Origin of the sequence: Vibrio sp. THAF64 (assembly GCF_009363455.1) — a bacterium.
GTDB lineage: Bacteria > Pseudomonadota > Gammaproteobacteria > Enterobacterales > Vibrionaceae > Vibrio > Vibrio coralliilyticus.
The window spans coordinates 1,725,418-1,738,386 of the sequence record NZ_CP045356.1 but is presented as its reverse complement, the minus strand read 5'-3'; the positions used below and the strand labels follow the sequence as shown (position 1 = coordinate 1,738,386).

12 protein-coding genes are annotated in these 12,969 nt (G+C 45.9%); 7 read left to right on the top strand and 5 right to left on the bottom strand.

Features of this window, described 5'->3' with window-relative positions; translation table 11 throughout:
• Nucleotides 1–21: 21 nt before the first annotated feature.
• Nucleotides 22–471 carry an SRPBCC domain-containing protein gene (locus FIU99_RS24305; protein WP_006961271.1) on the bottom strand — a complete coding sequence of 150 codons (450 nt, stop codon included), beginning with the start codon at nt 469–471 and terminating at the stop codon, nt 22–24.
• A gap of 165 nt (nt 472–636) precedes the next feature.
• Between FIU99_RS24305 and FIU99_RS24300 the strand changes: the two genes are divergently transcribed.
• The 5 genes from FIU99_RS24300 to FIU99_RS27415 all read left to right on the top strand — a co-directional run bounded on the left by FIU99_RS24300 (nt 637) and on the right by FIU99_RS27415 (nt 7,896).
• A complete protein-coding gene (locus FIU99_RS24300; RefSeq protein WP_152472592.1) occupies nt 637–3,513 on the top strand; it encodes an HD domain-containing phosphohydrolase in 2,877 nt (958 codons plus the stop codon).
• A 343-nt stretch (nt 3,514–3,856) separates the two neighbouring features.
• Nucleotides 3,857–5,359 carry a glucose-6-phosphate dehydrogenase gene (zwf, locus tag FIU99_RS24295; RefSeq protein WP_006961274.1) on the top strand — a complete coding sequence of 501 codons (1,503 nt, stop codon included), beginning with the start codon at nt 3,857–3,859 and terminating at the stop codon, nt 5,357–5,359.
• Entirely contained in the window at nt 5,356–6,072 is a 717-nt protein-coding gene (pgl, locus tag FIU99_RS24290) for a 6-phosphogluconolactonase (protein ID WP_152472591.1), read from the top strand. Before zwf ends, pgl begins: the two co-directional genes overlap by 4 nt.
• Nucleotides 6,073–6,109: 37 nt before the next feature.
• Entirely contained in the window at nt 6,110–7,558 is a 1,449-nt protein-coding gene (gene gnd / locus FIU99_RS24285) for a decarboxylating NADP(+)-dependent phosphogluconate dehydrogenase (protein WP_021456736.1), read from the top strand.
• Between the two features lie 200 nt (nt 7,559–7,758).
• Complete coding sequence (locus FIU99_RS27415; protein ID WP_006961277.1) at nt 7,759–7,896, top strand: hypothetical protein; 138 nt, start codon at nt 7,759–7,761, stop codon at nt 7,894–7,896.
• A 45-nt stretch (nt 7,897–7,941) separates the two neighbouring features.
• On the opposite strand, the gene FIU99_RS24280 is transcribed toward FIU99_RS27415, so the two are convergent.
• The gene (locus FIU99_RS24280; protein WP_019275802.1) at nt 7,942–8,385 is read right to left on the bottom strand and encodes a YtoQ family protein; all 444 of its coding nucleotides are present in this window, start codon (nt 8,383–8,385) and stop codon (nt 7,942–7,944) included.
• A gap of 21 nt (nt 8,386–8,406) precedes the next feature.
• Nucleotides 8,407–8,706 (bottom strand): putative quinol monooxygenase, encoded by a 300-nt coding sequence (locus FIU99_RS24275; protein ID WP_019275801.1) that lies wholly within the window; start codon nt 8,704–8,706, stop codon nt 8,407–8,409.
• Between the two features lie 97 nt (nt 8,707–8,803).
• Between FIU99_RS24275 and FIU99_RS24270 the strand changes: the two genes are divergently transcribed.
• Complete coding sequence (locus FIU99_RS24270; protein WP_064486459.1) at nt 8,804–9,208, top strand: VOC family protein; 405 nt, start codon at nt 8,804–8,806, stop codon at nt 9,206–9,208.
• Here the strand turns inward: FIU99_RS24270 and FIU99_RS24265 are convergent.
• Nucleotides 9,201–10,964: a sigma-54-dependent Fis family transcriptional regulator gene (locus tag FIU99_RS24265; protein WP_152472590.1), complete on the bottom strand. Its 1,764-nt coding sequence runs from the start codon at nt 10,962–10,964 to the stop codon at nt 9,201–9,203. The two genes, FIU99_RS24270 and FIU99_RS24265, sit on opposite strands and share 8 nt — an antisense overlap.
• Nucleotides 10,965–11,220: 256 nt before the next feature.
• Here FIU99_RS24265 and FIU99_RS24260 point away from each other — a divergent pair, with 256 nt between their 5' ends.
• Nucleotides 11,221–12,741 (top strand): aldehyde dehydrogenase family protein, encoded by a 1,521-nt coding sequence (locus FIU99_RS24260; protein ID WP_040121768.1) that lies wholly within the window; start codon nt 11,221–11,223, stop codon nt 12,739–12,741.
• Between the two features lie 33 nt (nt 12,742–12,774).
• Here the strand turns inward: FIU99_RS24260 and FIU99_RS24255 are convergent, their stop codons facing one another.
• Nucleotides 12,775–12,966 (bottom strand): hypothetical protein, encoded by a 192-nt coding sequence (locus FIU99_RS24255; protein WP_006961283.1) that lies wholly within the window; start codon nt 12,964–12,966, stop codon nt 12,775–12,777.
• Nucleotides 12,967–12,969 lie beyond the last annotated feature (3 nt).

Sequence of the window (12,969 nt, the reverse complement as noted above, 5' to 3'; positions counted from 1 at the left end):
TCTGGTCGATATTTTACCAGTCTAACTTCCTTGTTGCTCACATATTACTTTGATCAATGGCAGCGCCTTCTCCCATCCACTATTGAACATACTGACAAAGTCAGGATGAGTTTCAATTGTCACTTTAAGCAAGACTGAATTTTCCAGCGGCATGATCTGATAACTTTCCTTACTGCCAATCCACTTCTTAGCAGAATCACTGTCTATGTCTTGTATATGATCTGGGTTGAAGATAGCAATATGATGATATTCAATTACTTTGTGCTTCTCGATACGGTCAACAATAGCTCGAGTCCCACCTAGCTCTGGATCGAAGAAGGACACATTGCTCCCCTCCAACCATTCGCCTTCGAACTGGGATTGAGGTGAAAATACTCTCGCCCACTGTGAATACAGCTCAACTTCCGTAAGCACTTTCCAGATAGTTTCTGGCGTTGTCGCCACCTCAATCTGATAATTTAGCGTTAGCATCCTGTTTTTTCCTTTTCCCATCCTCTATTAGTTATAGTTGATTTAACGACATATTACTTTGTAAATCAGAAAACTAGCGCATTAGTCTTGCAAAGCTTAACGACAACTTTTGCATGATTCGTATATTGACCAATACTTATTAAGTAATTGGTTAATGGGCAAGACATGAAGAAACGTCGCTATTCGCTGAGTATCCATATAACAAGCTTGTTTTTAGTGCTGACTACCTTAGTCGGTACCGTGTTAATTGCGATTAGCTATCGACACTCTCAGGAATTGCTGACTGGCAGCGCTAAAGAACTTAGCAGTGAGAACAGTCGAAAACTTGAGTCCACATTCATGGTGCGAGCAGGCCCTATACTCACGACTCTCGATTTCATGGCACTGAGTGCCGTTATCGATGAACGTAAAGCTCCACTCAGAGCGAAACGATTCCTCTCTTCATTAGAGTTAATTTTTCAACGAAATCAGGGGCTAGTCGCCTTGTTCTATGCGAATGAGCACGGTGAGTTTACGATGCTTCGTCCACTGCGCGACAACAAATCTCGTGAACGATTTGGCGCACCACCCAAAGCCAGCATGATGATCAATTTCACAAAGGTCGATGGTTCAAATGAGTTCCATTATTTAGATGGCAATCACAAACGTATCGGATACAAAAAAACCAACGACAACGAATTCGACCCCAGAGTCAGGCCTTGGTTTACCAACGCCGATCCTGACGGAGATATCCGCCTCACCGAACCGTATTTTTTTTACTTTCTGAAAACCAACGGCGTGACCTTATCTCGCCGCTCAGTAGATGGCGGAAAAGTGGTAGCGGCCGATTTCACGCTATCTTCCTTATCACAACAAATTGGTGAGATTGGCTTTTCTGACAACACCAAGCTTATGCTCTTTGACAATCAATTCAGAGTGTTAGCTCAGCATCAGACAGGTGTCGATCTCGCTCTAGATAATGAACAAATTCAACAAAAACTTGAGAACAGTCTATTCTCCTCCATCCTCGATCGTCATAGCAGCCAGACACTTTATGAGCCCGTCGTCGACGATGGTAAAAACTGGGCGGTAACATTAACCCCAGTGGTGCTAAATGAACATGTGCGCCTTCTTCTCGCAGAGGCGACCCCACAAGATGATCTGTTAGCCAATTTACTTTCGATGCGTGACCGACAGATCACCGTTGCGATGGCTATGCTCGCTATTTGTTTTGTCGTTGTGTGGGTCGTGGCGAATAAATTGGCGACACCTTTGCAAAACCTTGTCTTGCTCACTGATAATATCGCTCGCTTTGATTTCAAAAAAACCCGCTACCCTAAAAGTGTCATCAAAGAAGTCGCCAATCTGACCGAGTCGATTGAGCTGATGGAGCATACTCTACATGATTTGCTGCGCTTGTTGCGCGACACGGCTAGTAATCAGGATTTCTCAGTTCTCGCTAAAACCATCACACACCAAAGTTACCTTGTCACAAAAGCAGAGACCATTGTTCTCTACACCTACTCGGAACAACATAAAACATTTGAGACTGCAGCGAACCACGCCATCATTCCATTTAAGATTGAACTAAATGAGTTTCTGACTGAGACGGCTTGGTTGGAGACCGATTTGCGTCGAGGCGAGATTATGCACCTCAATCGAAGTGATAATGCGCTCAACCGACATAAAGAGTATTTCTATAACTCTGACGTCTATTTCTTCCCGCTGCTCAACCGAGAGAAACGTTTAGTTGGTATTTTGCTGCTCGGGTATGAGCGCGCCATCACCAAAGAACAAAGCGACAAACATGCATTCCTCAAAGAGTTGCTCAGCTTTGCTGAAATCGCCAAAGAAAATATCGACCAGATGCAGCAACAAAAAGACATGTTAAATGCCTTCATTGAGCTGATTGCTTCAGCGATTGATACCAAGTCACCCTACACTGGTAGCCACTGCCAGCGTGTCCCTGAACTGACAAAAATGCTGACTCAAGTCGCTCAGGACGATGACAATTACTTCCCGCAATTTGGTATGAATAAAAAACAGTGGGAAGAGCTTCACCTTGCTGCATGGCTCCACGACTGCGGTAAAGTCACTACCCCTGAGTATGTCATTGATAAAGCGACGAAACTTGAAACCATCTACGACAGAATCCATGAGATTCGAATGCGCTTTGAACTGCTAAAAACTCAAGCAGAAGTGGATTATTGGCAAGGTCTTTACCAAGGAGGTAGCGCGACCGAATTAAAACGCACCCTGACAGACACACACAAAACGTTAGATGAGGAATTTCAGTTTATCGCTCAATGTAATGTCGGTAGTGAACAAATGGAAGAATCTGCCATTGAGCGGCTCAACAACATAGCAAAAAGACAGTGGAAGAGAACCTTGGATGATCAAGCTGGTGTATCTTGGGTTGAAAAACAACGCGCTGGTGACGCATTGACGTTGCCAGTGATGGAGCCACTATTAAGTGATAAGCAGGTTCATCATATCCCATGGAAACAGGGAGAGAGTCCGCAGGATGTCTGGAAAGAACACTTTATCCTTCAACCCGGAAACCTTAAATATAATCGCGGAGAGCTGTACAACCTCTCAATTCGCTACGGCACTCTAAACGATGAAGAGCGGTTTATTATCAATGACCATATCATTCAAACGATTACGATGCTTGGTCGTCTTCCTTACCCTGAGCATTTGAAAAATATTCCGGAAATAGCAGGCGGACACCACGAACGCATGGATGGGAAAGGGTATCCAAGAGGGTTAAACGAGGACCAACTGTCTATCCCAGCCAGAGTCATGGCCATTGCGGATGTTTTTGAAGCACTCACTTCCAGTGACAGACCTTATAAGAAAGCGAAGAATCTGGAGGAGTCACTCAACATCATGACTCACATGGCCACTTCAGGTCATATCGATCCTAAGCTTTACTTGCTCTTCTTAGAGCACGAAATTGATCAGAAATACGCTGAGATGTTCTTATCGCCGCAGCAAATCGTTCCTGTCGAACGAGAAGAACATATGCAAACCGTCAAAGCACACCTCAAAACCTTATTCTAAACCCACCGTAAGCGTTTCAATTATGTAAACAAATAGAGTTTTAACTCCATACAGATGCGCTCATCAGAATTCTAAATAAATCTCATAGAATCAATGACCTGAAGTTTTCGCTAGTCAATATTTAATCGATTGCCTTCACAAAGGTTGATGTATATCAAATACTCATAGACAATACGCTGCCGAATTGAGATTTATCTCTATAGCTCAAGAAGATTAAGGTTTTGGCTATCAAAGTAATAGGCATCACCGATTATCAATTTTGAAGTCCCGTTGATAGGGTTGGCTCTTCCAAAGGCCAGCATTGACGGCACATGATAACTACCTCGTTTCTAAGGGAAAGATGATGGTAATACCAGAAAACAGCAGCATCGTTATTTTTGGTGCTTCGGGAGACTTAACGTATCGTAAGTTAATCCCTGCTCTATACCACCTTTATGCGAGTAAGCAGCTTCCACAAAACTTCGCCATTCTGGGTGTCAGTCGCACAGAATACAGCGACGAGTCTTACCGCGAGAAACTGAAGCACTCACTTCAGGAAATGGAAAAAACTGAGCCTGCAACGCTAGATGCATTCATTAATCACTTGCACTACCAAGCGATCAATACCTCTGATACCGCAGACTACAGCAAACTGGTTACCCGTCTTGACCAACTGTCCGAACAGTACAACTTCGAGCAACGTAACACGCTATTCTACTTAGCTACTCCACCAAGCCTATACAGCGTTATTCCTGCAAGCCTTGCTGCACACGGTCTAAGTAACGAAGAGGATGGTTGGAAACGCCTAATCATCGAAAAGCCGTTCGGTTACGATCTAGAGTCTGCTCAAAAACTCGATAAAGAAATTCACGAACACTTCCAAGAGCACCAAATCTACCGTATCGACCATTACCTTGGTAAAGAAACAGTACAGAACCTACTGGTTTTGCGTTTCTCAAATGCGATGTTTGAACCGCTTTGGAACCGCAACTTTATCGAATACGTTGAAATTACCGGTGCGGAATTCCTTGGCGTAGAGGAACGTGGCGGATATTACGACGGCTCTGGTGCAGTACGCGACATGTTCCAAAACCACCTACTGCAAGTTCTCGCAATGGTTGGCATGGAGCCACCAGCACAAATCAACGCAGATTCTATGCGTGACGAAGTCGTTAAGGTTCTACAGTGTTTGAAACCTCTGGACGAAGAGTCGCTACGTAAAGACCTAGTTCTAGGCCAATACACCGCATCTGACGTTCGTGGCGAGCATCTACTTGGCTACCGTGAAGAAAACGGCGTCGCTGACGATTCACGCACTGAGACCTACATCGGTCTAAAAGCTTATATAAACAACTGGCGTTGGAACGGTGTACCATTCTACGTACGTACCGGTAAGCGATTGCCAACACGCGTAACAGAAGTGGTTATCCACTTTAAGAACACGCCGCACCCAGTGTTTGGTCAGAACGCGCCTGAAAACAAACTCATCATTCGTATTCAGCCGGATGAAGGCATTCAGATGAGCTTTGGCCTAAAAGAGCCAGGCGCTGGTTTTAAAGCCAAAGAAGTGAAGATGAACTTCTCTTACAATGATTTGGAAGAGACTCAGATGCTAACCGCGTATGAGCGCTTACTACTTGATGCTTTGAATGGCGATGCTACTCTATTTGCACGTACTGATGCGGTAGAAGCTTGCTGGAAGTACGTTCAGCCAATTCTCGATTTCAAACAAGACCCACAAGCGCTATTTGGTTACGCCTGTGGCACATGGGGGCCAAAAGAAGCAGACGATCTACTTCAACGCGCTAACAGAGCTTGGCGTTTCCCATGTAAGAACCTAACAGACACGGACTACTGCGAACTATGATCAACCATAAGATCTTCCCAACAGCAGAACAGGTAGTAGAAAGCTTAGCGAACGACATGAAAGCGTTCAGCGAACTTGGTCGACCTATTCACATTTCACTTTCGGGTGGTAGCACACCTAAAATGCTGTTTAAGCTGCTATCAACCGACAAATACGCTACATCTATCCAGTGGAACAACCTGCACTTCTGGTGGGGTGACGAGCGTTGTGTGGCACCTGACGATGCAGAAAGCAACTACGGTGAAGCGAACGCATTGCTATTTAGCAAAGTGAACCTACCAGCTGAAAACATCCATCGCATCCGTGGCGAAGAAGAGCCAAAAGCAGAAGCTGAGCGATTCGCACGAGAGATGGCGGATGTGATTCCAACGGAAAACGACACGCCTGTCTTCGATTGGATTCTGCTAGGCGTCGGTGCAGATGGACACACAGCATCACTGTTCCCAGGTCAAACTGATTATCAAGACGAGAACCTATCAGTATTGGCTTCTCACCCTGAATCAGGCCAGATTCGTGTTTCTAAAACAGCGAAAGTTTTAGAAGCCGCTAAACGTATCAGCTATCTTGTACTTGGAGCAGGCAAAGTTGAAATCGTAAACGAAATTCATACTACTCCGGCAAGCGAGCTGCCTTATCCAGCTGCGAAAATCCAGTCTAAAGCTGGTGAGACCGAGTGGTACTTAGATTCAGACGCAGCAGCAAAAATCGCGTAATGCGAGCGTCCATTTTTAGAGAAATTGGAGAGAAATAATGAAAGGTGATATCGGTGTAATTGGCCTAGCAGTAATGGGTCAAAACCTTATCCTGAACATGAACGATCACGGCTTTAAAGTGGTTGCTCACAACCGTACTGCTGCGAAGGTAGACGAATTCCTAGAAGGCCCAGCAAAAGGCACTAACATCGTTGGTGCTTACTCTCTGGAAGAGCTTGTAGAGAAGCTAGAAGCACCACGTAAAGTGATGCTTATGGTTCGTGCTGGTGCTGTTGTAGATGCGTTCATTGATAACCTAATCCCGCTTCTAGACGAAGGCGACATCATCATCGATGGTGGTAACACTAACTACCCAGACACAAACCGTCGCGTTGCACATTGTCGTGAAAAAGGCATCCACTTCATCGGTACAGGCGTATCTGGTGGTGAAGAAGGAGCTCGTTTTGGTCCTTCAATCATGCCAGGCGGTTCTGCCGAAGCTTGGGAAGCGGTTAAGCCTATCTTCCAAGGTATCTCTGCCAAAACTGACGCTGGCGAACCTTGTTGTGACTGGGTTGGTAACGACGGTGCCGGCCACTTCGTTAAGATGGTTCACAACGGTATCGAATACGGCGACATGCAGCTGATCACTGAAGCGTACCAGTTCATGAAAGATGGCCTCGGTATGTCTGCAGACGAAATGCAGGCAGTATTCGCTGACTGGAACAAGACTGAGCTAGACAGCTACCTAGTAGAAATCACAGCGGATATCCTTGGCTACAAAGATGAAGACGGTGAGCCACTAGTAGAGAAGATCCTAGACACTGCCGGCCAAAAAGGTACAGGTAAATGGACAGGTATCAACGCGCTAGACCTAGGTATTCCACTGACGCTAATCTCTGAGTCTGTATTCTCTCGTTGCCTATCTGCACTGAAAGATCAACGTGTTGAAGCTGAATCTCTATTCGGCAAGACAATCACGCCAGTTGAAGGTGACAAACAAGAGTGGGTTGATGCACTTCGCCAAGCTCTACTGGCTTCTAAGATCATCTCTTACGCTCAAGGCTTCATGCTAATGCGCGAAGCGTCTAACGAGAACGGTTGGGACCTAAACTACGGTAACGTAGCGCTAATGTGGCGTGGTGGTTGTATCATCCGCTCTGCATTCCTAGGTAACATCCGTGATGCGTACGAAGCAAACCCAGATATCGCATTCCTAGGTTCAGATGACTACTTTAAAGGCATCCTGCAAAACAGCCTGAGCGCATGGCGTAAAGTCGCGGCTAAGTCGCTAGAAGCAGGCATCCCAATGCCTTGTACTATCTCTGCACTGTCGTTCTTAGATGGTTACACTACAGCGCGTCTGCCAGCTAACCTACTTCAAGCTCAACGTGACTACTTCGGTGCTCACACTTACGAGCGTACTGATCGTCCACGTGGTGAGTTCTTCCACACGAACTGGACTGGTACAGGCGGCGACACAGCGTCTACTACTTACGACGTATAAATCTGCTTAAAGGGGCTTAGTACGGTATTTTGTAATACCCGAAACTCCTACTACAATTAAGACGTTATGGAGGATGTTAGCCTAGCTCACATCCTCTATTTTTTGAAACCTACAACAAGGAGTCGTGTGAGTTCTCACAACGGCATTGGTGAATAGCTTAACCTGGATGGTTTATAACAATCTAAATTGAGGTTCTTGAAATGACTATTAATAAGTACTTTGTCTTTGTTCCTTCTATTGAAGAAGCTAAAGCGAAAAAGGAAAGTGAAGTGGTAAAAACTAAGGAAGCTCAACGTCAGGCATTAGTAAAACAGGCGCAGCAACAGGGCGGACTGTAAAGGCTAGGTTTCAGTAAAAAGAGCGCCAGTTGTGGCGCTCTTTTTTTATTTTTGGCTCGTAACGTATTTTAGGAGCTCAACGACATGTTCTGGTGACTCCGCCCACGCCATTGCCGCAGCATCGACCTCTTTAAGCGGGTGAATCAAAGACTCATCGTGAAGCGTAATATACGGCTTATCAAGTGCCGCTAACATGCCTGCATCAAATGCGGCATTCCACTGACGATATTTGTCACCAAAACGCACCACGCCAATATCACACTGTTTGATAAGAGTAGACGTTCGAATGGCGTTGACTTTGGACGATTGGTGGTCACGCCAGAAGCCTGATTCATTCTCTCTCAGTACGTCACCCGCTGCATCGCTGGAGTCGTGATCGGTATTCGCAGAATAGAACTCAATATTCAGATCCAGCTTCTGAGCACCTTCCACAATACGCTCGCGCCAATCGGTATGAATTTCACCGCTAAGATAGACTTTCCAAATCATCACATTGTTTCCTTTTGATTGTTATTTTGAATTTGTTGCTACGACATCCGCACGAATGACTGACTGTTCAACCACTATATCAGCTAACTGAACTCGACTTGCCAGATAATGCTCAGTTTGTTTGTGCACAGCCAAAGCTTCTTGGCTTTGATAAATCTCGTACAGATGGAAGAGCTGCGGGTCGTTGAGATCTCTGATTACGTCAAATTGTACACAACCCAACTCATTCTGACAGGACGCTTTGGCGTTTTCATTCATGATAGTGATGTAGTCTTCTTCCCTACCTTTCTTTACTCGATTGGAGACGATTATACAGTACATAATTAGTTACCTTCCTTGATAAGGTTCATCATCATTGCAAAACAATTGCTTTATTGTATACAATTTAATTCAAAATAAAATACAAGGAAGTGTAATTATGGACAGACCCGCTCCATTTAATGGTATGAGACATATTGCGTTAGTGGTTCAGAAATTCGAAGAGTGTGAGGCTTTTTACACTGACATCATGGGTATGACAGTGTTGAGACGAGCAAGTGATAATCTGGTTTACCTGACTAACGGCTGCGATAATCTCTCACTTGGTCGCGCCCACTCACAACGGGTATGCTCGCCTATCAGCGTCGATCACTTTGGTTTTATTGTTAGAACTAAAGATGAGCTCCATCATTGGTATGAGTTCATGCAAGAGAAAGGAGTCACACTGCTCGACGCGCCTCATGATCACAGCGATGGTGCAAGAAGCTTCCATTGCCGCGATCCGGAAGGTCACGTCATCCAGCCTCTTTATCATCCCGAGATTTCACACCAGACCATCATTTAGTTTTGATCAACCCCAATGCTTTGAGCTTTCGATAAACGGTGTTCCGGCTGATTCCCAGCACTCGGGACACCTTGCTAACATTACCATTGTGCGCATGGTAGGTATCAACCAATGTGCTATTCAGCGTTGATTTCAAATCCTGTTCTACCACTTCACTTTGCACCGGAGTGTTTTCTAACAATGGCTGGGCAAAGTGAGTAGGTACGTGCTCAATGCTGATTTCTTCTACATCGCTAGCAATCAAGCTGGTGACTTTGAGAAGGTTATCCAACTCTCTCAGATTGCCTGGCCAACGATAATTGAGCAATAACTGCATTAGCGACGCCGAGATTTGTTGAGAGTTTTGTTGGTGTTTTGCGTGAATTGCCCGAATCAATGCGGCTTTGTCTTCGCGCTGATACAATGAAGGTAAAGTAATCACTAAGCCATTCAATCGATAATAGAGATCCTGCCTAAAGCGTCCCTGAGCGACCAGTTGGTTTAAATCCTGATGCGTTGCGGCAATCACCTGAATGTCCACTTGATAGGATTGAGCCGAACCCACAGGCATAACCACTTTGTCTTGCAGGACAGATAGCAAACGGCACTGCGCATCAAGCGGCATTTCTCCAATTTCATCCAGAAATAAGATACCTTTATCCGCTTGTCTCACCCGCCCTGAATAGCCATGCTTACTCGCCCCAGTGAACGCTCCAGACGCATGACCAAATAGCTCAGATTCAATCAAATCTTTAGGTAGTGCCCCGCAATTAACAGTGACAAGCGGCTGCTTACATCGGGCACTGTGTTTGTGTAGCGCTTTAACGAATTCGCCTTTACCTACCCCCGTTTCTCCGAGAATTAACAAATTAATATCACAATCCAGTACTTTATTTACCTGTTGCCACGCCTGTTCAACTTGGTGATCACCATAGTGAAGCTCACTCGATACGCTGAGCCATTTTTTCTGGACCGGCTTCTGGCCTAAGGTCCGTTTTTCGAAGACGAACTGCGTGCTCTGCTCTGGCTGCTTGAGAAGGCTCTCGACATGCTCTCCGACAAGTGCAGCCTTAGGAATAAGTTGAGTAGCAACCTGGTTGTGTGCCACCACCTGACCATTTTCATCAGCAATCACTATGCCTTGCCAACCACTCTTCAAAACTGACTCATTGTGCGCAAGGTTGATTTGCAAAACCCCTTCAGGGATTTGCGTCAGCAGGTAGTTTTCAATCAGCTGCACCATGTTCTGGACCAACAGCTGCGTAGTCACATCATGTTTGCTTTGCTCACTGGTTATATCGAGAATGCCAACCAGCTCACCACGATGGTTAAATAACGGGCTCGCCGAGCAACTAATGAAACGATGCTGTTTGATAAAGTGCTGCTCACCAATAATAGACACTGCTTTCTTTTCGAACAGTGCCGTTCCAATCGCATTCGTCCCTTTCAGCCTTTCCTGCCAGCAACTGCCTGAATCCAGCGCTATCGACATCAACTTTTCTCGGAATCTTTCCTGCCCCCAACTCGCAAGAACGACCCCTTCATCATCCGTCAAAATCAACCGGCTATCTGTTCGAGAACGAACTTGATTAAACAAAGGCAAAGCGCACTGCTCCACAGCCTCAATCACGCCTTGAGCTTTATAACGTCGCTCTTTAAGCAGCGCATTAGACACATTAATGTCTTCAGGTTTCTTTACCTGTTTGAGGCCCGCATTCGTACTTCTCTGCCATGAGGACATGAGCCAGCTGTCTGGTTGATGGGTTTGTAGTTCCATACCTGTTCCACTCTTGAGCATTTGGGGTGTGCCATTTTGGAACAGGTGAACATTTTGTTAACACCCAATTCCATCTCCATGCGTTTAAAACAACACAGTCTAAGCCTTGAACACTCTAGCGCCAGAACAAAGTCACAACAAGTTTTTAACAATTGGTCTGTGATTTGCGTTAGTTAGATGAATGGTAACTGAAGTGTTCACCTGTTGGTGACAGCTTCAAACATAACTTGAACGAGAAAATAATAAGGATATTTCTATGATTTACGCACAACCAGGCAGTCAGGATTCGGTGGTTAACTTCAAAACCCATTACGACAACTACATTGGTGGAGAATGGGTGAAGCCTGTGTCTGGCGAATACTTTGACAACACTTCACCAGTCAATGGGCAAGCTTACTGTAAGGTGGCTCGTTCAGGTGAGGCAGACATCAACCTGGCACTTGATGCGGCTCATAATGTCAGAGCGAGCTGGGCAGCCACGAGTGTAACAGAGCGTTCCAATATTCTCCTCAAGATTGCCGATCGCATTGAGCAGCACCTTGAAGAACTTGCTGTGGCAGAAACATGGGAAAACGGCAAACCAGTGCGTGAAACCCTTGCGGCAGATCTTCCTCTTGTAGTCGACCATTTCCGCTATTTTGCGGGCTGTATCCGCGCTCAAGAAGGCAGCGCAGCCGAGCTTGATGTGAATACCGCGAGCTACCATTTCCCTGAACCTATTGGTGTTGTCGGCCAGATCATTCCGTGGAACTTCCCTATGCTGATGGCAGCATGGAAACTGGCTCCAGCGCTCGCGGCAGGTTGTTGTGTGATTTTGAAACCGGCTGAGCAAACCCCAACTTCTATCTTGCTTTTGATGGAAAAGATCGGTGATTTGATTCCAGCAGGCGTGGTAAACGTCGTCAACGGATTTGGTAGTGAAGCAGGCCAAGCGCTTGCCACCAGTAACCGTATTGCCAAGATCGCTTTCACAGGCTCGACTCAAGTCGGTAACCACATTCTTAAATGTGCAGCCGATAGCCTAATTCCTTCAACTGTGGAACTGGGCGGTAAGTCACCTAACATCTATTTCCCGGACATCTTCGACCATGAAGACGAATACTTGGAGAAGTGTATCGAAGGTACGCTATTGGCCTTCTTCAACCAAGGCGAAGTCTGTACCTGCCCTTCACGTGTATTGGTGCATGAGTCCGTGTACGACAAGTTCATCGCCAAAGTGGCCGAACGTGCAAAGAGCATCCAGCAAGGTAATCCGCTGGATACAGACACTCAGGTAGGTGCACAAGCTTCTCAGGAACAATTTGATAAGATCCTGAGCTACCTAGAGATAGGCCGCCAAGAAGGCGCGAAAGTTGTGTTCGGTGGTGAAGTCGCTCAGCAAAAAGACGATATCGAATCGGGTTACTACATTCAGCCAACGCTTCTTGAAGGCAACAATAAGATGCGCGTCTTCCAAGAAGAGATCTTTGGCCCAGTTATCGCCATTACTAAGTTTAAAGACGAAGCCGAAGCACTGGCCATTGCGAACGATACCGAATATGGCTTAGGCGCAGGTGTCTGGACGCGAGATGCCAATCTAGCCTACCGCATGGGTCGCAACATCGAAGCGGGTCGTATTTGGGTGAACTGTTACCATGCCTACCCAGCACACGCTGCCTTCGGTGGTTATAAGAAGTCAGGTATTGGCCGTGAAACACATAAGATGATGCTGGATCACTACCAGAACACCAAAAACTTACTTATTAGCTACGACGTTAACCCACTCGGTTTCTTCTAAACATAAAGAGCGCCCTAGGGCGCTCTTTTACTATCAGGCTTCTTCGTGTTTGTCGCTTTCTTTACGCTTGTCATTCCAATACAACATGCCACTGGCGATCAACGCTACCACTGAAACGGTGAACAAAGCCGGCATCTTTAAAATCCAGGCAAAGGTTGCCGCCAGAAAAGCAATAAATGTTACCATTCTGCTGCCTGACATCACACGACCTAGTTTTCTGTCCATAAC